This is a genomic window from Paenibacillus sp. FSL R5-0701 (genome assembly GCF_037973995.1).
Taxonomy (GTDB): Bacteria; Bacillota; Bacilli; order Paenibacillales; family Paenibacillaceae; genus Paenibacillus.
In genome coordinates, this window is record NZ_CP150230.1 from 3100286 (window position 1) to 3124217 (window position 23932).

Here is a 23932-nt window from a genome sequence, read left to right on the forward strand (position 1 = left end):
TATTTTCCGAAAACGGATGCATATTTAATATCACAGGAGCTAGACTATATCATGTAAATAGGAGATGTATATGACATTTATCTCGTATTTATGTGAAGATGGTCTATGGTTTTGACAAGGTTGGGACAGAGGTGTATGATAAGTATATAAGTTAATAAAGTATAGTTACTTACTATAAGTTTTTAAATGTGCCTAAATATATTTTGCCAAAGGAGAACGGTGTCATGACTCAACACAATGGAAAAGTAATCATTATTACAGGTGGAGCAAGTGGTATTGGTAAAGAGACAGCACTTCAACTTTCGGATCAAGGTGCGACTATTGTTGTCGCTGACTATAATGAAGACGGAGCGAAGAAGCTTGCGGCAGAGATTGAAGCAGCAGGCGGAACAGCGGGCGCGTACAAAGTGGATGTATCCAAAGGGGACGAGATTAAAGCCCTGATCGACTGGACCGTAGAGCAATATGGTACGTTAAGCGGTATTTTTAATAACGCAGGTATTGGACTTGTGAAGCCATTTCTGGAGATGGACCCGGAATCTTATCACAGAGTCATTGATGTAGATCAGCACAGTGTATACTACGGTATGTATTATGGCGCGAAAAAAATGGTTGAATTAAATGTACAAGGTACTATTGTAAATACAGCTTCGATCTATGGAAGTGTTGCTGCAGTAGGCAGCTTCAACTACAACGCTGCCAAGGCTGCGGTTGTTATGATGTCCAAATCCGGTGCACTTGAACTTGCTGAGCATGGAATTCGTGTAGTTGGTGTAGCACCTGGTTTTATCGAAACACCAATTCTGGGTGATGACCAAGCCATGAAGGATGCGCTTGCTACTCAACATATGCGTGGAGAGCTCATTCAACCGGAGAAAGTAGCCAGTGTGGTTACCTTCCTGTTCAGTGATGCAGCCAGCGCAGTGAACGGGACAACCGTAGCCGTGGATGATGGATTCCTCAGCTTCAAAACCAAATAAATAACCTTCTAAAGTTAAGAAAACTCATCTCAAAAAAACAGAAAAAAACGGTGCAGAACGATTTATTCGTTTTGCACCGTTTTTGTATTTTCACTATAAAGTAATCGTAGCATGTGAGAGGGAAATAAGTTTGTCGAATTATCCCGAAAATTCAGAGATCGTGATACAATTAACAAGGCTATAGCTTTTTATCATTTTGTGGTGTCATATACAATTCGAACGCCAAGAGAGCCATAACTCTCTTCTTTGTAATGACATTGAGAACAGGTTTTGGTCGAACATAACGCATCGTTATGAACTTGTAATTTTTCGTTGCACTGTGGACATTTATTTTCAAAAAGAGTCTTCAACACGTTAAACATGCTTAATCACTCATTTCGGATTAATTTACTTGGTTTTTATTATAACGGATAATATTCGCTGTGTACAGCACTTTTGAGTGGTATCGAAATGAGATTTATATTGCACGAAAGGAAGCGCATAACCGATGGATCTTCTGCTTTTTGTCATCATGTTTATACTGGGTCTGGTCGGTTCATTCTTCTCCGGTTTGTTGGGTATTGGTGGGGCCATTATCAATTATCCGCTGCTGTTATATGTTCCATCCTGGATGGGATTGGAGCCGTTCTCAGCACATCAGGTATCGTCGATTAGTATGTTTCAAGTGTTTTTCGCTTCACTTGCCGGTGTGATTGCATTCCGCAGAAAAGTACGAACGGGTAGAAGTGGTGGGGCGATCGTTCACCGCGGTTTGGTGCTATACATGGGCTCCAGCATTCTTGCTGGCAGTCTGATCGGCGGGTTCATATCCGGTCATCTGGACGGAAGGGTTATTAATCTGATCTATGGCATTCTGGCGATCATGGCGATTGTGCTTATGCTGATTCCCGGAAAGGGAAAGCTTGATACCTCAGCTCCACTGGTGTTTAACCGATGGATTGCAGCAGGCACTGCTTTTGCAGTAGGTATTGTATCAGGAATTGTTGGTGCGGGTGGTGCCTTTATCCTTATTCCTATCATGCTGACGATTCTCAACATCCCCGTACGAACGACGATTGCTTCTTCACTGGCGATTGTATTTATCTCCGCAATCGGCGGCGTTATAGGGAAAATTACGGGTGAAGACATTCCGATGGAACCCATCATCTATACGGTGATCGGCAGTTTGCTCGGGGCATCCCTTGGTTCACGGGTTAGTTCGATGATCAATGTGAGGGTACTTCGATATGCATTAATCGTACTTATCGCCATTACAGCGGTCAAAGTCTGGTCATCCATTCTGTAAAACCACGTATATGGGAATGAACAGTGACGATTTCGTAACCAAACGGTTGGATCGCCGTATAAAGGTTATGAACATGAGCTGAAGCGTTGGATACACGATCAAATGAGTTCAGTTTTCGTCCATGGAGCACCTCATCTCCTTTCATGGATACATGTTTAACATTAATAGAAGTTGAGGTATCCACCCTATGAATAACGTACTTACAGAACAGGCTGATGCAGGATATCGGCTAGCTGAGCAGAAAGCATCTCAGTATTTCACTTCTCTTAGGCAGCAACTTATGAATAATACGTATACGACAGCACTTACCCAAGATATTCATGTATGGCAAAAAAAACATATTCATCGTTTTGCCTGGCTTTCTTTTTTATCACCTAGCAAAAGAAAACCGGATCCCCGGGATGTTCATAGATATATCCACTGGCTGAATACTACAGGAAAGCTGGATGATTACCTGGATCGGAGTATCTCCTATATTTATATGCGGGATCTGGGGCAAGCCCTTGATTCTCCGGGTACGCAGGCCCGAATTCAGGACGTTGTCCAGAATACCAAAAAATACTTTATGGGCTCCGCTACTGGGCGCAAAGGACAGCCTGATTATATCAGTCTGGCTGCGTTGTACCGCTGGGGACAGAAGGAGCACATTGAAACGGCTGTCATCTGGGTGATGAACAAATTAAAGAATGTAGCATCCAACATCCCGAAGGAGCTGGATGCAGAGCAGGCGCAGCGGAAGCTCATCAAGATCATTCTCGGCGTGGTCCTTCATGTGGACGATGAGATGAATGAGCAGACACCACCTGAAGAACGTGCCCGGAGATTTGATGCGGCGATTCGACTTGGTTATTCGTACGGTTTGACGTATCCATTTGTGGATGATCTGCTGGATTCTCAAGCTTTGACTGTTCAGGAAAAAGAACAATATTCCCTGATGATACGCGATGCACTTCTTACCGGGGTCGTCCCTGATCTGGTGGAGTGGAAAGGCAGCAATCTTGAAGTAATTGAATATGTACATTCCGAGCTTCGGGAAGCATTTGAGTACATCAAGAACTACCAGCATCCAGAGAAACAGCGCACGTTTTTAGAGCAATCCTATGTGTTCTTTCAGTCTCAGGAGATCGATCGCAACAAGAAATTAGCCAATGCGAATTATAGCAATGAAGAATTGTACATTCCGATTATTATCAAATCTTCTTCTTCCCGATTAATCGTCCGGTCTGTTCTCAGTGCGCCGGAGGATGAGGGATTTGATCTGCGGACGTTCTATTACGGAATATATAATCAGTTGGCAGATGATTTTGCCGATATGTTTGACGATATGGAAGAAGGGGCAGTAACTCCATATACGTACTATTTGAAGTATCGAGATTTGCGTCCCGACTTGATCAATCCTTATGAATTGTACTGGGCAGTCATCTCACATCTAATCCATGATGTTTACAACTCGGATGCCAAGACCCGTGAGGTTATACTGGATCGTGCCATCAACGGGCTGAAGCGTTGTAAAGAACGGTTGGGGCAGCAAAAATATGATGAAGTGATGACGATCTTTGCCTCTGGGCAGCCTGAATTCAATCAACTGGTTCAACAGATGGTGCGAAAAGCGGATGACGTTGATTTCCTCGATAAATTGTTACGGGATCAGGTCGTGCTTCAATTGAGAAATGACAAGCAGGAGAAAGAGGAGTTCAAGCAGACCATTCGAACGGTTCGCGAACAGATTAATGTGGAGTTGCAGATAGCCAAGCCAGGTGGACTTCATGAGATGAAAGAAACGCTGATCGATGCGGCCAATTACAGCTTGCAGGGCGACGGAAAAAGACTACGTCCGATATTAACTTGGGTTATGGGTGTGCGCGAGTATGGTTTACCTGAAGCCTCCATCGTTCCACTGCTTAGGTCGCTGGAGTACATGCATACTGCTTCCCTGATCTTTGATGATCTGCCCACCCAGGATAATGCTTCGACAAGGCGTGGACGATCCACGCTGCATCAGGTACACAATAGCGCCACAGCGGAGCTCACGGGTCTGTTTCTCATTCAGAAGGCAATTGGTGAGCAATCCTCATTGAATCGCTTTGATGCGGCCACCGTGCTCACGCTCATTCAATATTCAGCTGAAAAAGCAGAGGATATGTGTATGGGGCAGGCGATGGATCTGAACTCCAAAGGCAAGGCATTGACGCTGGAGCAGTTGAATATGATCTGTTTTTACAAAACTGGCATTGCCTTCGAAGCTGCCCTGGTTATGCCAGCGATACTTGCCCAAGTGAAGGAACCGGAGATGGCTGCGCTGAAAAAGTTCGCTTATCATGCAGGGATCGCCTTCCAGATCAAGGACGACTTGCTGGATTTCGAGGGAAATCACCTCATTCTTGGGAAACCTTCAGGTCAGGATGAGCGGAACAACAATTCAACCTTTGTGTCTATTCTGGGTGATGAAGGCGCGAAGAAAGCGATGTGGGAGCATTATTGTCTTGCTACAGATGCATTGAACGAGATGCCGAAACCTATTCCCTTCCTGAGACATTTATTGGATTATCTTATTGGTCGCGAGCGCTAACCTGTTTTACTAACGATTCCATGTTGCATATGACTTATTATGATATATAATGACAAAGGTCGGGATTCCATTGGATGGATTCCAGGCCTTGTTTGACTTTGTAGACACCAAACTTTTGAAAATATATGTTTCAATAACTCAATTTTTGGGTACTAAGCTGGTATTGTGGTTTTAAAACAAACCGATCCTTTGTGGAACAACTTCCTTCCAATTAAAATTAACTTTCGACTATTTATAACATGAGTTTATATGCCAAAAGGAGAGTTTACAATGCAGGTTCAAAAGGTCGACCATCACGAATTGTTCGAGCAGATATACAACCAAGCACCTATTGGAATTGCACTCGTTGCTCCGACAGGAGAATGGAGAAAAGTGAATCCCGCATTTTGCTGTATGCTGGGTTATACGTATGAGGAATTAACGAAGCTCACCTACCAGGATATTACGCATCCGGATGATTCACCACAAGATGTGATCTATAATTGCGAGCTATTCGAAGGTAAATCGAAAGAGTATCAATATGAAAAGCGTTATATCCATAAAAATGGTAACATCTTATGGATTTCGTTGCATGTTTCATTAGTTCGTAGCGAAATTACGGATGAACCTCTTTACTTCATTTGCCATATTGTTGACATAACTGACCGCAAAATGTCTGAACAAAAACTTCTGCATAGTGAAGAGATGTTCAAACTTATTACAGATCATGCTCAGGAGATCATCTATATTGCAGATCAGGAGGGCGTTTGTCGATTCTGCTCTCCCTCAGTCCAACGTTTGTTGGGTTATTCGCCAGAAGAAGTAATTGGTCAAAATAATGATGCATATTTTCACCCACAAGATGTGGAACGGATCTCACAGATGGACTTGACTAAAGGAAATCTGTTGAATATCAGGGTCCGTCATAAAGAGGGACATTATCTGTGGTTCGAGACCACATACAAGGTCTTTGGTGATGCTGAGCATGGACAGCAGATTCTTTCGATTGGACGAGATGTATCCGAACGAAAAAAACATAAAGACATCAGTGCAGAGGCTGAACGCATCGCTTTAATTGGCAGTTGGGAGTGGGATATGGTCAAAGACCAGATCGCGCTTTCCGATCAGATTTTTGAGATTTTTGAGCTTGAGCGCACCCGTAAATCATACTGTGCAAATGATGTTTTTAAAGTTATGAATGCTGCAGACATAGCTTCTTTACAAGAACAAATGGAATGGGTAAAACAAGGAAAACCGCTTGATTTTGAATACAAGCACAGTAGCTCTGATGGAAGTGAGAAGTATCTTCACTTACGCGGGCTGATCACGCTCGATGAATATCAGCAACCAGTTCAGCTGAACGGAACACTACAGGATATCACTGAACGTAAACGTATTGAATTTAAATTGCAGGAATCTGTGGAGCGATACACTTCACTTAAGAAATATAATCATGACGCCATTATCTCGTTTAACATGGATGGTAATATTATGAATGCGAATCCAGTAGCGGTGAAACTGACGGGTTGTCCCGTGGCTGAAATGATCGATACAAGCATAAGCAGATTTATTGGGGCGAGTAATCTCGGTCTGATCCTGCGCAGTAATAATGAGTTGGCCGAAAAGGAAATCAATGCTGTTCGTCATACGGATGGAACCGAGACAGAAGTCTTGGCTACGCTTGCTCCGATCATTATTAATAACTCTAATGTCGGGTACTACTTGATTGCAAAGGATATTACGGAGCAGAAGAAGCTGCTAGTTGCCAAAGAGACAGCCGAGAGAATGAATAAGGCCAAGAGTGAGTTTCTTGCGATGATGAGTCATGAAATTCGTACACCAATGAACGGTGTAATTGGGATGACGGATTTGCTTCTGGATACCCCTGGTCTTAGCGGGGAACAGAAGGAATATATCGAAATCATCCAGAAGAGCGGAGATTCCTTACTCGCCATCATTAATGATATTCTTGATTTTTCCAAAATTGAGTCAGGCAAAACCGATCTGGTAGATGATCCTTTTGATCTCGCAGAAATCGTCACAGAGACCGTGCAAATCGTAAAACCACTGGCTCGCGAAAAGAAGTTGGATGTTCGTATGTGCGTAGATGACGCCATTCCGACTCCTGTGTATGGTGATGCTTACCGTCTTAAACAGGTACTTACCAATATCATTGGCAACGCGGTTAAGTTCACTTCAGAGGGCGGCGTTGAAATTGACGTTGGCATTAAGGAGAAGTGTGGCAATACCGTACAGCTTTATTTTAAAGTGAAGGATTCGGGTATTGGGATTCCGGTTGAGAGAAAACAACAATTATTTGAGCCATTCTACCAACTGGAGAATTTCATGACTCGCAAACCTCAGGGCACGGGTCTTGGCCTTGCCATTAGCAAAAAATTGGTGGAGCTTATGCAGGGAGATATCTGGATCGAGGAATCGGATGAACCGGGTACAATATTTGTATTTACTGCACGCTTTAAATTAACGAACGGTGAAGAGGGCAACAGGTTAGATCAACAACAGAAAAAGAACAGAACATCCGCTTTGCGGATTTTAATTGCAGAAGACAATGAAGTGAACCAACTCGTCCTTAGCAGAATAATCGAGAAAAAAGGACATGTTGTGGATCATGTCGTGGACGGTGTTGAGGCGGTTGAGGCGGTCAAACACAATGCATACGATATTGTCTTCATGGATGTGCATATGCCAAGACTGGATGGATTCGAAGCGACAAAAATGATTAAAGAATTAAAGTCCTCTGAGGATTGTCCATATATTATTGCGGTGACTGCAAATGCCGTAAGAGGAGACATGGAAAACTGCTTGAAGGCAGGCATGGATGCGTATGTCAGCAAACCGATAAAAATTGAGTCCATTATGCAAGCATTGGAGACCTATTACATCAAAAATAACCTCTGAGCGCGCTAAAATGGATTCATGAGCAAAAAGCTGCTAGCTTATATAAATAGGCTAGCAGCTTTTTTATGCACAAATCTCTAAGGATTTTTGATCCACAATTTGGAGATGTCCAGATAACCGAATTCTGCTACCTGCATGCCGAAGATGCTCTGATCCAGTTCGGCCTGCTTGTTCATGTGACAGCCATGCAAGATCCAGCAGTGATCACGTAGCAAGGTTTCAGCTTCATCCAGCAGCGCAGTACGGTCTGCCCGATGAAGCGTTGCGAAATGATCCAGTTTGTCATCCAATTGAGACTGGAATACAGGAGACATACACATATGAAAATGGTTGGACAGGTTTTTGAAAAAGTGAATCATGCCGTACTGCCAATCTTCCTCCAGGATCTCTTCAGCGAGGATCAATTGCGCGTTTGTGGTTTCCTCTGAGTTGAAATAATCCACAACGGCCTGCATGCTGATGTTCAGACCGATGGACTCTGCCCGACACTGGAACCACTCCGCAACGTCTGCATCCTTATTATGTTTATACGATAATGTTACCGTCTCACCCTGGTACCCACAGTTATGCAGCAATTCACGAGCATGCTCAAGAGAGGCAACGGTCCAGTCTTGGGCTGCACTTTTCCACGGCAGAAAGCTGCTGGCCGGTGTGATCCGATTCCCGCCGAGATCTCGGACAAGCGCGACCGCATCATAGACGATACGCAGGGCTTGTCGAAATGAGGGATGATGATGGATGCCTTCCTTGTGAAAATTGAACAGCATATACTGACAACCCAGCGCCGGATAATTGATACTGTTCGTCTGATCACAGCCTGTTGCGAGACTCAATCGATCTGTCCCCGGTAGCTCATAATAGCGATCATTCGGACTCAGGTCAGGCACAAACCAGAAATGGACTTGATCCAGATGTGGCCGGATGCCGTAGTAAGCATCAAAAGCAGTAAGCTCCAGCACATCCTCATTCAGCTCAGAGATCAGAAAAGGACCGGTACCAATTAATGTATTGGTTACATTGTAATCATAGGGCAGGATTGTCATCCGAATACAACTGAACAGATGCAAGAAGAATCGATTAGGACGATGGAGAACAAACTTGATGCAGTAATCACCAGCTACTTCTGCACGTTCGATATCCCGATATAACCAGATGGACGGACTATGTACATCAATCAATCGTTGCAACGTCGCTTGCACATCCCGGGACGTCATGACACGGCCGTTGTGGAAACGCACACCTTTTCGGAGATAGAAGGTCCATAAGCGATGGTCCTCGCTGCACTCCCACATGTGAGCCAGTGCTGGCAGGAATGATTCCGTCTTGGCATCATAAGTGATCAACGTATTACAGACCTGGCTTAATAGGTAGGTTTCAAATGCAGTATACACAAAGGCTGGGTCCAAATCACCTAACTGGCGTGACCTCATGATGCGCAGAATATCCTGACCAGAGGCAGTTTCATCGTGGCTATGAAATCCCATCTGTTGATGGAGGGAAAGCATGAGCTGTTCTCGCAATGTATCATCCACCTGAACAGTTCCAATGAGTTCAATGGCATCTTTCATTTTGCCTTTACCTAAAAGTTCGGTAAAACTCGCTTCCAGCGCTTCATTCATGCTACGCAGCATCGTTAACGCCGAATGATGTCCACGACCACGCCCGGGCTGCCAATGGATAAAGCCTTGTTCCTCCAATTTTCTAAGAATGAATTTCACATTACGAGGGGTGCAGCACAAGGCAGCGGACAGGCTATCAATCGTTACCGCTACAGGTTCATGAAGTTTGAATGAAAGTTGTTCGGCACCTGCGAGCCTTATAAAGTGTGTATGTAGGGTATCCATGGCCATGACTCCTCTATTAAAGGTGAAAAGTGTGATCATATGTTTACACTTTTCTTTCCCCCTTTTATCCTTACAATTATACATTAGAAGATGTAGTTCAAAAAGTCCGCTTTTGATTACGAAAGATGCCTAAAGGCATCATCAGCATCGAATATGGAATTCAGCCGAAATGTCCGTTGCTCACGTAGTTTTCCCTACGCTCCGCTACTCCATTTCTAGCTTCATCCCATCTTCTCGGTACTGAAAACCGGACTTTTTGAACACTCATTAGAAGAGGCTGTTAAATCACCCCGCATTGAAGCATCTAGAAAGAATAGGAGAAGTTCGCATGAAGCAATATTTAAGACAAATTCACCCCTTGGCATGGACAATTATTATCGGAACCATGTTTGGACGTCTTGTAACGTCAATGAGTATCCCGTTTCTATCCATCTATCTGACACGTGTGCTAGATGCTACACCGACCCAGACCGGTATTACTGTGGCCGTTAGCTCGCTGGCAGGTGTCATGGTCAGCTTTTATGGAGGTTATATTTCGGACCGGATCGGTCGCAAAATTGTGATGTTAATCTCGGTATTTAGCTGGGCAGGTGTGTTTTTCATTTTTTCAGCAGCAGAGCATCTATGGGTGTTCTTTGTTGCCAATACGTTAAACGGATTATGCCGTGCAGTATTTGAGCCCACCTCCAGAGCACTGTTATCGGATATTACTTCTCCGGAGAACAAATTGCTGGTGTTCAACCTCAGATATGCTGCAATTAATCTCGGCGTGGTCTTTGGGCCAATTATCGGATTTCAGCTGGGATCATCTGAATCGACGTTTCCGTTTGTGATCTCCGGCTTGGTATACATAGCCTATGGACTTGTATTATTTCTGCAATTCAAGCTACAGCATGCCAATCTGCCGGAGCGTCACCAGGCTACCGCCCCACGTTTGCGTGAAGCACTCATGACCACTGGTCGCGACCGGGTATTTCTGCCGGTATTAATCGGTACCACATTTTGTGTGCTGGGTTACGGGCATTTCAGTTCCACGTTGGCACAGTACTTGGCAAGGAGTCCGATCTTTGAGAATGGAAGTCAGATGTTCTCGTACATGCTTTCCCTGAATGCCGTGACGGTACTGATTATTCAGTATCCTCTTGTGCGAACCTTCCGAAACTTCCCACCGCTTGTCCCTCTGATTGTGGGTAACCTGCTGGTGGCAACCAGTCTGATGATGGTTGGAATCGCTGAAGGTGTACTCATGATGATGATGAGTGTCATACTATTTACCATTGGGGAAGTGTTGTTGTTCACCATGATGGATATGCTCATTGACCGGATTGCGAAGCCGGAATGGAAAGGGACGTATTTCGGTACCATCGGATTCAATAATATCGGTAGTGTCATTGCTCCTGTCATGGGAGGGGTGTTATTAAGTCAATTTGGAGCGGAGAATGGGCTCGCTGTCTTTCTACCGATTGCTCTGACGACTGCCCTGGGAGTACCTTTTCTTCTGATCGCACATAGACGTCTTGTTGTTAGAGAGAAGCAAACCGAGTCCACATCAGTAAGTATGTAGCGAGAATAGAAAAGATTAATGACATGAATTAAATAACAATTCAGTTAAAATTATCTTGACGGATGTTAGTCCAGCGAATACAATAAACAACAAATATGTGAAACGGGTGGGATGATGATTATGTTTATGCCTATACAGATTTCGAATCGATAACTGAATACGCATGAGCATAGTGACATTAATCCAATTTTTTTGCATGATCGCGTTGGGACAGTCATGTTTGTGCACCTCTGTCGTGGACGCTCATCATTATTGCGATGCAGAGGAGATACGGGAAATGCTTTGCATTTCATTCGATCTCTTTTGGCTACAAGCTGTAGATGAACATTAGTTCATCTATGGCTTTTTTGCATGCATTCCACCCAATTCGTTCACATGGAAAGGAGCGTTTGGAGCGTTATTTTATAAAAAACTAACTTGTTAAAAAGGAGAATGTACAATGGTCAATATATGTTCTACATATCAATTATGGGCGGGAAATCCCGATTTTAATGTCATTATGTATGACTCATCCTAGTGGGGGTAACTGCGATCGAAAGGTTATTCTGTCATCATAGTTACAGTGTAATGTTCTTTATTTCATTTGATATAAATAAACCGATAAAGAGGTGGGACCTGTGCCCAAAACAGAGAAAATCTCCATGTCATGGCTGCTGCGTTATCTAAAACCAGTTAAAGGACGGCTGGCCTTACTTTTAATCATGTTGCTCACATCAACGGGGCTTCAGCTCTTGAATCCACAGATTATCAAACGTTTTATCGATACAGCAGCAAGTGGGGGAGTCCTCACCAATCTTGTTCAGCTCGCAGGAATATTTCTGGTTGTTGCCGTGTTTAATCAACTCATCACGGTAGCGGTCAGTTATTTGGGGAACGACGTGGCCTGGCGGGCCACAAATCAACTGCGCGGAGATCTGCTGAAGCACTGCCTGCGTCTTGATATGCGTTTTCATAATGTGAAAACACCTGGAGAGATGATTGAACGTGTGGATGGTGATGTAACGAGTATCTCCAATTTTTTCGCGATGTTCATTGTGCAAGTGATCGGGAGTTTTGTACTGCTGGCCGGAATTCTCGGTTTCATGTTCAGTGTCAATGTGCCCATTGCTTTGGTTATGACCGTGTTTACATTGTTATCGATCCTGTTCATGGTGTTCATACGGAATCTGGGAGTTGACTCTTCCAAAAATGAGCGGGCGGCCAGTGCTTCCCTGTTCGGATTAATTGAAGAACGCATTGCCGGGATTGAAGATGTGCAAGCAAATGGTCATGTGCCGTATGTGATGAACCGTTTTTACCGCACAATGCGCACGGTATTCCGTAAGGGAAGAAAAGCCTGGCTGCTGCGGGTTATTCCGTGGAATACCACTGTAGTTTTGTTTGCTCTGGCGGTCACTGCGGTGCTTTTGCTGGGTGTGCATTATTATATGGAAGGTCTAATTAGTATCGGAACATTATTTCTGATCTACCAATATACACAGATGCTGAATGATCCGATTGAGATGCTTGGAGATCAGGTACAGGAGTTTCAAAAAGCAAAATCAGGCATGCTGCGCTCCAGAGAGCTGTTGTCTATGTATAGTGTGATTGAAGAGGGCACAGAGGAGCAATTGCCGGAAGGACCGCTTGGATTGGAATTCAGTCAGGTGCACTTCAGTTATAACCAGGATAAACCGGTATTGCAGGACATTAATTTTGCTATTAAGCCTGGTGAACGTCTGGGAATCATCGGTCGCACAGGTAGCGGCAAATCGAGTCTTAGTCGTGTTCTTCTCCGGCTGTATAATCTGGATCGGGGCACGATCCGTGTAGGTGGAACGGATATCACAAAGCTTTCATTACAAGCGCTTTATCGCCGCGTTGGCATGGTGACACAGGACGTGCAATTGTTTGATGGCACGCTGCGTGACAATCTGACCCTGTTCAATGAGGATGTATCGGATCAGATGATCAAGGAGACGACGGATCGCCTTGGACTTAGCCAATGGATTAATTCACAACCAGAAGGGCTTGATACGTATCTGGCAGCAGGTGGGGCTTCATTGTCCGCAGGGGAAGCACAGTTATTTGCCTTAACCCGCGTATTCCTGACCGAACCGAGTCTGGTTATTCTGGATGAGCCTTCGTCACGTCTGGATGCTGCGACCGAAAGTATGCTGCAATCTGCAATTGACCAGTTAATGAAACAATCCACAGGAGTCATCATTGCTCACCGACTGGCTACGCTGGAGAAAGTGGACCGGATTATGGTGCTAGGTGATGGGAAGGTACTGGAATTTGGAGCGAGAGAAGAACTTGCCAGTAACCCGGCATCTCACTATGCCAGACTGCTGATTACAGGCCGAGAGGAGGAATTGGCATGACTGTAGCAGGATTTATAGGCCGTTTGTTTCGATTCAGGCCTTTGTTATTTGTAATCAATGGATTGTTATGGTGTATATTTCACTCCTTACCGCTAGCCATTGGTATTGGAATGCAATGGTTTTTTGATCGCACAACAGTGGGGTCCAATGACTACATGTGGCTTGCTGTGCCGCTTATCTTTATTGCTTTGGTCCGAATGGCACGGGTGGGCACATTTTTTGTAGCCTTCTATGCATGGGTTACGTATCTGTATCATGTTCAGGCGATTTTGCGAACCAACATGCTCGCAGCGATCATGCGCTGGCCTGGGCGTAATCTTCCGGCTTCACCAGGAGAGGCGATGAGTCGCTTTCGGGATGATGTCGATGAAGTCGTCGAGTATGTAGAATCATGGGTGGACTTCTGGGGACGACTTGTATTTGCTGTTGTGTCCATCGTCATTATGGCGAACATTAATTGGCAGATCACATTGGTTGCTGTGCTGCCATTGGTGGTCGTGACCTTACTCAACAACCTGTCCGGGAATCGGGCTCGGAAGTATGCACAGGTTAATCGTGAAGCGACTGGGCGAATTACCAGTTTTATTGCGGAAACGTTTGGAGCAGTGCAAGCCCTGAAACTGGGTCAGGCCGAAGAGCATGTCTCTTCACGTTTCAACCAGTTGAATGAAGATCGTCGCCAGGCTGCACTTCGAGACAATCTGTTCAAGCAGTGGATGAGATCGATGAATCAGCATGTTCTAAGTATCTGTACCGGATTGATTCTACTGATGTGTGCAGCTGAGATGAAAGCAGGGAACTTTAGCGTAGGTGATTTTGCCTTATTCACCAGTTATCTGGCCAATATCGGATTTAGCATCTCACTGTTTGGTTATATGGTGTTTCAGCACAAAAGGCTCAAGGTATCCTATGATCGTATGCGTAAGCTATTCCGCCCGGGGGAAGAAGACCAGATCATGGATTCGAGGGAAATCTATCTGTATGAAGATCCGCCGGAGCTTGTAAGTGAACAGAGGGACCCTAAGGAGAAGTTGCAATCTCTTGAGGTGAATAAGCTGACTTATCAATATCCGAATTCTGCAAATGGCATAGAAGAGATCAGTTTCCGTCTGAAACGTGGACAATTTCTTGTTATTACGGGAAGGATCGGGTCAGGTAAATCAACACTTGTACGCACACTTCTTGGACTGTTACCCAAGCAAAAAGGGGACATTCACTGGAATGGAGCAGCTGTTGATCCAGCCACGTTCCTGATGCCGCCTAGAGCTGCGTATACCCCGCAAGTGCCAAGACTGTTTAGTGATACGTTGAAAGAAAATATCGTCCAGGGCAAACAGGGGAACACTGAGCAAGCCCTTGAAAAAGCCATTCGTCTGGCTGTGATGGAGAAGGATATCAAACATCTGGATCAGGGGCTTGAGACCCCGGTTGGTCCAAGAGGGGTGATGCTGTCAGGCGGGCAGATTCAGCGCGCGGCCACAGGACGCATGTTAATGACGGAGGCGGACCTCTTTATCTTTGATGACCTGTCCAGTGCACTGGATGTGGAGACAGAACAACAAGTATGGGAAGGGCTGTTCCAAGAGCCGGATGTCACCTGCATCGCAGTTTCTCACCGCAGGGCAGCACTTTCCAAAGCAGATCACATTATCGTGATGAAAGATGGACGCATTGAAGCTGAGGGAAGTTTGGCCGAATTGCTTGCCACCAATGAAGAGATGCAGCTGCTGTGGCAAGGGGAGCAAACCCCCGCGAAAGTCGGGTAGCTTTGAAAATTTAGAAAAGATAATAAGAAAGCAAAAAAAGCCTTACAGACAACTCATTGAAGAGTACGGTCTGTAAGGCTTTTTATTGTTATAACGAGTGTAACGATGTAATATTTTTATCTCATCATTTGAGCAATCAAGGAATACGCAATGATGACCAGGAAGATAATAGTGATATGGTTAATGGAGAAGATAAACATCCGTTTGGACCATTTCTCTGTTTCTTTCTTATCAAAGGTAGCCACACTAAGAATGAGCCAGGCCAAGCTAACCAGAAATGCCACAATAGCGACAAATGGACTCATCGGCCAGAATAAAAAGCTGGAGATCAGTAACAGTACCAGATACACATTTGTCTGAATGTATGTCCGTCTGATGCCTTTAACAACGGGCAGCATGGGAACACCAGCAGCCTTGTATTCGTCAAAACGGCGAATCGCAATCCCATAGAAGTGAGGCATTTGCCATAAGAGCATCGTAACAACCAATGCCCAGATCTCGAAATGACCCAGTTCAGGTGAAATGGCTGCCCAACCGATGAGTGGAGGCACAGCACCCGAAAGACTTCCCACTTCCGTGTTGTAGATCGTTGTACGTTTGGTCCACATCGTGTAAGGGAACACGTAAAGCAACAGACCCAAAATACCAAATACAGCAGCGGATGGGGAAGCGATGTACAACATGATGCCCCCGATGATGGTGATTGCAATACCGAGAATCAGACCCGACTTGGTATCTACGCGTCCCGTAACGGTAGGACGTTTCTTCGTACGTTCCATGATCGCATCAATATCACGATCATACAAGTTGTTAAACACCCCTGCAGCTCCAATAATGAGAGAAGACCCAATAAAGGAAAGGATGATTGGTACAATATTAGCTAAGATTGAAGCATCAAATACATATAAAGCCAAACTTAAACCCGCAAACATGGCGATCAGGTTGGACTTGATGATTCCGATTTTGATCGTATCGAAGAAAACTTTCGGAATCGAGCTATACTCCAGGCTGATATTGGTCTGTGAACCATTGTTCAATGTTTTCAAGAACTCACTTCCTATATCTATACTTATATATTATGTCGCTATTATACCATTCAATACACTATGTGATTTAATTAACGTTTTAGTATTTAAAATAATGTCATTTGATTGTGAACAATTTAAAAACAAGGTTTTTTTTAATTGTTAAATAATTATTTCTGTGTTACAGGAGAAAATCTAAAAATCCGGGTATAACAGTGATTCAAAGTTTGCTCTGTCATTGTAGTGTAAGTGTAAATAATCTTTTATTCAACTCACACAGGCTGGATTGAAGAAGGGAGTTAAAGATATATGTTGCAAAATGGTTAGGTTTTGTTTATTGTAGATATAAGATATCTTTAATGGTTTTGTTTTGTTAGAGTGTGTTCTTGTAAATCTCCGATATTACTTTCTTAAGAGAAAGCGGAGGTTATTTTTAAAACTAAATTAGAGATATTAAATATCTGGAAAGGGTGAATATTATGAGTAATATGGATCAACTCTTGGATGTACTTATTATTGGTGGAGGACCAGCGGGGCTTAATGCAGCCCTAGTACTTGGCAGGGCCCGCAAGAACGTTGTGGTCATTGATGATGAGACACCGCGTAACTGGGTTACAAGGGAGACTCATGGGTTTGTGACAAGAGATGGGGCAAGTCCACGTGAATTCCGGAAAGCTGCCAAAGAACAGATTGCAGCGTATCCTTCAGTTCAATTTGCATCCGATACAGCAACAGCGATAACAGGTAGCGATGGTGATTTTGTAGTTAAAACTACACAAGGGGCAAGTTATCGCACGAAAAAGATTTTGTTTGCGGTAGGTAAGAAAGACCTTCCCTTGGATATTAACGGATTAACAGAGGTTTACGGTAAAAGTGCGTTTGTGTGTCCATATTGTGATGGATGGGAGTTAAGAGACCAATCGCTGGTCATCATCGTTAATGGAGTTAACGCATTACATATGGCAAAAGTCATATCCGGCTGGACAGAACGTTATACGATCTGTACGAATGGATCAGATTCCTTAACCGATGAGCACCGTGAAGAGCTGAAGCAGCATCATGTTACTGTATTCGATGCACCGATTCAATCCATTGACTCTGAAGAAGGGATGGTACAGCAAGTTGTACTACAGGACGGTACTGCGATTCCATGCACAGGGGTTTTCTTCCAACCGAAACTGTTTACCGGATCAGAACTGCCAAAGGCCATCGGTTGTGAAATTTCAGAGTTGGGAACGGTTATCGTTGATGCTTCCGGCAAAACATCTGTAGCGGGTGTATACAGTGCTGGTGATGCAGCATCCGAGATATATCAGGCAATCACGGCTGCGTCTCTGGGGGCATTGTCTGCGGTAAGCATTAATAATGAATTGAATTTCGAGAACTGGGATGAGCCAAGTCAACATTAGAATAAATTAAAAAGCTTCATAGAATCAAAGCGTCATTGGTTCATACAGTAGGGGATTGCATATGCAATCCTCTATTTGTTGTTATTCAACTTAAACGTTGAACGGTTCAAGTGAAAGTTCCCAGCCGGAAGAAAATTTGATATTAAATTTATTATGGTTTATTGTATTATCAAATGATATATATTGCTATCATTTATAAAATTTTCAAAGGAGAGATCACTTATGAATGAAAGCAGAACAGCCATCATATGGCTAACGAATACCTTGCTTCACGGCGTACAGATAAGAGGTGATCATCATGAGTGATGCAGCTTACATTCCACAGCCAAAAATGTATGGACCACTTGGCAATCTGCCTTTGATTGATAAAAATAAACCAACGTTGTCGCTAGGGGTGCTGGCTGAACAGCATGGACCAATATACCGAGTTACCGTTCCCGGTTATACCGGTTTAATCGTATCTGGGCCAGATCTTGTGGCTGAGTTGTGCGATGTGTCCCGGTTTGACAAGTTTGTATACAATGAACTCGATAATGTACGTGCCTTTGGCGGCGATGGTTTATTTACAAGCAGAACATCGGAGCCCAATTGGAAAAAGGCCCATAACATTCTGCTTCCCACCTTCAGCAAACAGGCCATGAAAGGTTATCATCCCATGATGGTTGATATTGCCGAACAATTGATCAACAAATGGGCACGCCTCAATTCCAACGATACGATTGATGTTGCGGACGATATGACACGGCTGACGTTGGATACCATTGGACTATGTGGATTCAATTATCGATTTAACAGTTTTTACAGACAGGACCACAGTCCTTTTATTGAAAGCATGGTTCGGGCATTAAATGAAGCAATGCAAAAGAGTTCACGTTTGAAAATTCAGAATCTGCTTATGGTCAAAACCAAACGACAGTTCCAAGAGGATATTCAGACGATGTTCTCTCTGGTAGATCAGATTATAGAGGAACGTAAAGCGAGTTCAGCACCCGAAGAGGTCGACTTGCTCGCACGTATGTTGAATGGTAAAGATCCGGAGACTGGAGAAATGCTGGATGATGAGAACATCCGTTATCAGATTATTACGTTTCTCATTGCCGGACATGAAACTACGAGTGGTTTATTATCTTTTGCTCTTTACTTTCTACTGAAAAATCCGGAATCGCTTCAAAAGGCGTATGACGAGGTGGATCAGATATTGGTCAGTGACTCACCACAGTACGAGGAAGTTCTTCAGCTTTCCTATATACGCATGATTCTTAGTGAATCGCTTCGTCTCTGGCCAACAGCCCCGGGATTTGATGTATATGCCAAAGAAGACACCGTCATAGGTGGCAAATATCCCTTGAAGAAAGGGGAAAGTTGCAGTATTCTTCTGCCCCAGCTACACCGTGATAGAGAGGCATGGGGAGAGGATGCGGAGCTTTTCCGTCCGGAGCGATTTGAAGATACGGCGAAAGTGCCTCATCATGCGTATAAACCTTTTGGTAATGGGGAGAGAGCGTGTATCGGCATGCAGTTTGCTTTATATGAAGCAACACTTGTGCTTGGCATGGTCCTTAAACATTTTGAGCTGATCGATTATAGCAACTATGAGTTGGATGTTAAACAGACACTGACATTGAAGCCGGGAGACTTCCGGATCCAGGTGAAAGCGCGCGAAGTGTCACAAAAGACGAATAAGTCTACCAGATCTGTGGAAGAGAAACCTGCTCCTGTTGTTCATAAAAATATAACAAGTGACAGCCAGAGGGGAGAAATCCTGGCCGTTGAAGCAGATGGTAAACCTTCGCTCCTGGTGTTATATGGTTCCAATCTGGGAACGGCTGAAGGCATTGCCCGAGAGCTTGCGGAGAAAGGCCGTTCTTATGGAATCCCAAGTGAAGCAGCCACTCTGAATGAGTGGGTTGGTCGCATTCCCCACAAAGGTGTCGTTCTCATCGTCACTGCTTCGTATAACGGTAAACCTCCGCAAAATGCTACGGCATTTGTAGACTGGTTAAAGGGAACAGAGTCAGAGGAAGCACGGGATGTAAACTATGCCGTTCTGGGTTGTGGAGATCGGAGTTGGTCCGGGACGTACCAGAGCATTCCTCGATGGATAGATGAGAAGCTTGAAGAATGGGGAGGTAAAAGACTGTTATCCCGCGGTGAAGCCGATGCCGGAGGTGACATGGAGAAACAAGTCGAGGCGTGGCAACATATGTTGTGGCCTCAGGTGGTGAATGCTTTGGGGATCAACGAGGAAATGGTAAAGGTATCCATACCAAGCACAAGCAGACTTCACATGGAGTTTGTCCGCGAGAAAACGGATATGCCACTTGCACGAACTTATGATGCCAGCTATGCCACGGTTGTAGTCAATAAAGAGCTTCAGGCGCTGGGAAGTGGAAGAAGCACGCGTCACATCGAAGTGTTACTGCCTGAAGGCATGAGTTATAGAGAAGGCGACCATCTCGGCGTGTTGCCTGGCAATCAGAAGCAGAATGTGGATCGGGTACTCAGTCGGTTCGGACTACGTGGGGATATTCCGATCCAACTAACTTCGGACGTCAGCCATCTTACACACCTTCCACTGAACAGACCCGTCAAGATTCATGAGTTACTCACTCACTGTGTGGAATTGCAGACACCAGTTTCCAGAACACAGTTGCAGGAGTTAGCTAATCATACGGTATGTCCACCTCATAAGCGTGAACTGGAAGGCATGTTGGACGAAAACAGCTACAGGGATGATATTCTTGCCAATCGAATCACCATGTTGGACCTGCTAGAAAAGTATGAGGCGTGTGAACTGCCATTCGAAAGGTTCCTTGAACTATTGCCACCGCTCAAGCCCAGGTATTATTCAATATCCAGCTCGCCAAGCCTGATTTCCGAGCAAGCGAGCATAACCGTATCGGTAGTAAGAGAGCCTGCATGGAGTGGCAAAGGCGAATACCAGGGAGTTGCTTCATCGTATCTCGCCGGTTGTCCATCCGGAGAACGTATTCTGATGTTTGTACGTACGCCGGAATCCGAATTTTGTTTGCCGAAAGAGGCTGACATACCCATGATCATGGTGGGACCAGGGACGGGGGTTGCACCGTTCAGAGGTTTCCTCCAGGCGAGAGCTATCATGAAACAGAGAGGTTTGCCACTGAGTGAAGCGCATTTGTTCTTTGGGTGCAGGAATGATTCAGATTTCATATATCGTCAGGAGCTTGAGCAATACGAAAGGGAAGGGATCGTTAAGCTACACACTGCTTTTTCTCGTGCGGAGGGCAAGCCCAAAACGTATGTACAGCATCTAATGAAAGAGAATTCCGAACAGTTAATTCACATGCTGACGAACAAAGGAAAACTCTACGTATGCGGGGATGGAAGCCAGATGGCTCCTGCGGTAGAAGAGACTTTGCAGCAAGCATATCAGGAGGTGCAGGGAGCAACGATGCAGCAAGCGAAAGACTGGCTCATTCAGCTTCAGGCCGAAGGACGCTACGTGCAAGACGTGTGGGCAGGTAAACGAACGGTTGAATCCTCTCAACTTATCTATTAAAACTTAAAATGAAAGAGTAGTTTCAACTTCAATCAGTTGATGGTCAAACAGGTTATACATGGACCGTGATCTACGGAGGTTATGTAACCTATTAATTAATAATGAAATAATACTAATCATCCAAAAACAGCCGTTCGATCTGGAGTTTCACATCCAAATCAGCGGCTGTTTTGATTAGGTGTTTTGTAAGAACGAGTACTGATTCTTATCTGGAATCCTGAATCGTTGCTGTACTGTTGTTGGCGCTCAGGGCGGAAATCGGATCGAAAGGCGGCCCTGTTATTGTACCTACGAGCAGTGCAATATCTACCGCATTGACCGGACTGCCCCATGAATTTCCAGAGAAGACCATAACGGCCTGGTCATTAACAAATCCTCTCGTATTATAAACAACATTGCTAATAACTTCCCCAGTTGTATTAGGGTTAAAGTAGGCTGGCTGACGTAGGGAATAAAAAATATTGTTTTGTACAAGCAAGCCGGTCATATTACCGATTTGGGTCACGAGACCTCGATTGACAACCCAACCTGAAGAAGGGCCAGCTTGAGGAGGACCGAATATCGTATTATTTATTACGGTATGATTGGTTCCGCCTAATTGAATAAATTCAACAGCATAAGGATTATCACTCGTGATCGTTAATCCGTCTACAGTTACTCCACTTCCAATGATGGTGAAAGGGATAACAGCAGCTTGTAACAGGATGATCGTACTAGGATAGCCTTTTAGAGTTATTCCTGCTTTATTAATGGTAATGTTCGCAGTGATTGGGTATGTGCCACCAAGAATATGAACGGTTCCTGTTGGAGATACCGCGGTTACACCTTGTTGAATCGTTCCGAAAGGACTGGCCTGTGTTCCGTCCCCGCCAACTGCACCTTGCAAAACATATACATCAAAGGGATTGGGCTGCACTGTGCCCGTAGCGCCCGTAACACCAGTAGCTCCAGTAGCTCCGGTAGTTCCGGTAGTTCCGGTAGTTCCGGTAGTTCCGGTAGTTCCAGTGGCTCCGGTAGTTCCAGAAGGTCCAGAAGTTCCAGTAGCTCCGGTATCTCCTGTTGCACCAGTAGGGCCTTCTGGACCGCCGGATGGACCCGTATCTCCCGTTGCACCTGTAACTCCTGTAGAACCAGAACTACCTGTAACTCCGGTAGGGCCTGTTGAACCAGTCACGCCTGTGGCTCCAGTGATGCCAGTCGCTCCAGTTACACCAATCGTTCCCGTATCTCCAGTGGCGCCTGTCGGACCTGTAACTCCTGTTAAACCCGTGATCCCGGTATCTCCGGTAACTCCGGTAGGGCCTGTAATGCCTGTAGGTCCAGTAGGACCTGTTGCGCCAGTATCACCGGTCGTCCCTATGACTCCAGTGAGACCCGTGGCACCTGTGGAGCCAGTGCTACCTGTCGTCCCCGTAGCTCCATTAAAATTCTCGCTGCCAAATAATTCGGAATAAACGAGTCGGTGAGCAGCAACCAAAGAGCCGGCACTGTTTTTCCCCCAAAAAGAAACCAAAATGTCCTCAGGGGCTGCTCCTGTAACTGTAATAACGTATTCGAAACTGTTAAGATCGGCAAAATAAGTTCGTGTAGCAACCGCACCGGGTAAGATTGTGAATTGCTCACTTACGTATAAAGCTCTGCTTGTAATTAATGAATATCCCTGGACAAGTATAGTTGCGGCGTTCACGGCACTCTGATTTTCAATTTTAATGGAAACGATCTGAGTTGGCCTTACCCCATTTACGGGGCTATTATCAATAGGGCCAGTTAGCAGGATTGCCAAGTTTCTCACTCCTTTTCTCAAAAATCGAAATTAAGTGTGACTCACACTGATGTATGTTTATTCGAAGACAGGGAAAAGTTCCCTACTTTCTCAGAATCAAATGTATAAAAGGTAATAATTAAAAAAGAGGATGATATGATGACTCTGATATGAAAATGCTTTCAAATAAATTTGAAATAAAAATGATTGACAGTGCCGATCTGAGCGGTTTTAATTATATAGACCGATTGTTATAATTATTTGAAGGAAGTGGCTTTCGTTGAGTGAAAAGTCTAATGCTAGAGAGTCTATTGTCAGCACAGCAGCGAGACTGTTTTTTTCACAAGGATATCATGCGACCGGTCTGAATCAGATCATCAAAGAGAGTAGTACGCCGAAAGGGTCGTTGTATCATTATTTCCCGCAAGGGAAGGAAGAGCTCGCGCACGAGTGTATTCAAAAAGCCAATGAACATATCCTGCTGACATTTGAGAAAACATTTGCAGCCCATGACAATACGGGGGACGCCATTCAGAGATTTATTCATGATTTGGCTCATGAAACAGAAGCAGCCGGGTTTACCGGATTTCTGCCATTCAGCTTCTGGGCAGCTGTGGAGACATCGTGTATTAGTCAGCAGTTACGTATTGCATGTCAGGGTGTATTTGCAGATTGGCAGGATGTCATTAAGAAACATCTGATTCTGGATGGCGTTGGTGAAGAGAAGGCGCGGGAGACGGCACTTCTGATCATTTCTTTGATGGAGGGAGCACTGATTATCAGCCTGACGAATCAGGATAAACAGCCTCTGCTGACGGCTGCTGATTATTTGTCGGTTGTGACGAAGAACGCCAAACAGGTTCAATAATTTATAGCAAGAGACAGAGAAAAAGAAAGTTCGATACGTTTGAGGAGGATGGGATCGTGGA

13 protein-coding genes are annotated in these 23932 nt (G+C 44.7%); 10 read left to right on the top strand and 3 right to left on the bottom strand.

From position 1 onward, the window contains the following. Positions 1 to 224 precede the first annotated feature (224 nt). The 4 genes from MKZ13_RS13825 (at position 225) to MKZ13_RS13840 (ending at position 7732) form a co-directional block, all read left to right on the top strand. The gene (locus tag MKZ13_RS13825; RefSeq protein ID WP_047842788.1) at positions 225 to 980 is read left to right on the top strand and encodes an SDR family NAD(P)-dependent oxidoreductase; all 756 of its coding nucleotides are present in this window, start codon (positions 225 to 227) and stop codon (positions 978 to 980) included. 487 nt (positions 981 to 1467) lie between these two features. Next, positions 1468 to 2265 (top strand): sulfite exporter TauE/SafE family protein, encoded by a 798-nt coding sequence (locus MKZ13_RS13830; protein ID WP_339184738.1) that lies wholly within the window; start codon positions 1468 to 1470, stop codon positions 2263 to 2265. Positions 2266 to 2452: 187 nt separating this feature from the next. Continuing rightward, entirely contained in the window at positions 2453 to 4834 is a 2382-nt protein-coding gene (locus tag MKZ13_RS13835; protein WP_339184740.1) for a polyprenyl synthetase family protein, read from the top strand. 270 nt (positions 4835 to 5104) lie between these two features. Continuing rightward, positions 5105 to 7732 carry a PAS domain S-box protein gene (locus MKZ13_RS13840; protein WP_221819521.1) on the top strand — a complete coding sequence of 876 codons (2628 nt, stop codon included), beginning with the start codon at positions 5105 to 5107 and terminating at the stop codon, positions 7730 to 7732. A gap of 77 nt (positions 7733 to 7809) precedes the next feature. On the opposite strand, the gene MKZ13_RS13845 is transcribed toward MKZ13_RS13840, so the two are convergent. Next, positions 7810 to 9576 (bottom strand): ABC transporter substrate-binding protein, encoded by a 1767-nt coding sequence (locus MKZ13_RS13845; RefSeq protein ID WP_339184743.1) that lies wholly within the window; start codon positions 9574 to 9576, stop codon positions 7810 to 7812. A gap of 328 nt (positions 9577 to 9904) precedes the next feature. Between MKZ13_RS13845 and MKZ13_RS13850 the strand changes: the two genes are divergently transcribed. From MKZ13_RS13850 to MKZ13_RS13860, 3 genes are all read left to right on the top strand, one after another. Then, complete coding sequence (locus tag MKZ13_RS13850; RefSeq protein ID WP_339184745.1) at positions 9905 to 11140, top strand: MFS transporter; 1236 nt, start codon at positions 9905 to 9907, stop codon at positions 11138 to 11140. A 617-nt stretch (positions 11141 to 11757) separates the two neighbouring features. Then, entirely contained in the window at positions 11758 to 13503 is a 1746-nt protein-coding gene (locus MKZ13_RS13855) for an ABC transporter ATP-binding protein (protein WP_339184748.1), read from the top strand. Then, positions 13500 to 15269, top strand: a complete 1770-nt coding sequence (locus MKZ13_RS13860; protein WP_339184750.1) for an ABC transporter ATP-binding protein — start codon at positions 13500 to 13502, stop codon at positions 15267 to 15269. Before MKZ13_RS13855 ends, MKZ13_RS13860 begins: the two co-directional genes overlap by 4 nt. 116 nt (positions 15270 to 15385) lie before the next feature. Here MKZ13_RS13860 and cyoE read toward each other — a convergent pair whose 3' ends face one another. Next, complete coding sequence (cyoE, locus tag MKZ13_RS13865; protein ID WP_036608378.1) at positions 15386 to 16315, bottom strand: heme o synthase; 930 nt, start codon at positions 16313 to 16315, stop codon at positions 15386 to 15388. Positions 16316 to 16782: 467 nt separating this feature from the next. Here cyoE and MKZ13_RS13870 point away from each other — a divergent pair, with 467 nt between their 5' ends. Beyond that, positions 16783 to 17703 carry an NAD(P)/FAD-dependent oxidoreductase gene (locus MKZ13_RS13870; protein WP_339185392.1) on the top strand — a complete coding sequence of 307 codons (921 nt, stop codon included), beginning with the start codon at positions 16783 to 16785 and terminating at the stop codon, positions 17701 to 17703. A gap of 298 nt (positions 17704 to 18001) precedes the next feature. Continuing rightward, a complete protein-coding gene (locus MKZ13_RS13875; RefSeq protein WP_339184753.1) occupies positions 18002 to 21241 on the top strand; it encodes a cytochrome P450 in 3240 nt (1079 codons plus the stop codon). 205 nt (positions 21242 to 21446) lie between these two features. On the opposite strand, the gene MKZ13_RS13880 is transcribed toward MKZ13_RS13875, so the two are convergent. Continuing rightward, positions 21447 to 23024 (bottom strand): collagen-like triple helix repeat-containing protein, encoded by a 1578-nt coding sequence (locus MKZ13_RS13880; protein WP_339184756.1) that lies wholly within the window; start codon positions 23022 to 23024, stop codon positions 21447 to 21449. Positions 23025 to 23283: 259 nt separating this feature from the next. Between MKZ13_RS13880 and MKZ13_RS13885 the strand changes: the two genes are divergently transcribed. Beyond that, positions 23284 to 23871 (top strand): TetR/AcrR family transcriptional regulator, encoded by a 588-nt coding sequence (locus tag MKZ13_RS13885; RefSeq protein ID WP_221819514.1) that lies wholly within the window; start codon positions 23284 to 23286, stop codon positions 23869 to 23871. The last annotated feature ends 61 nt before the right edge of the window (positions 23872 to 23932 follow it).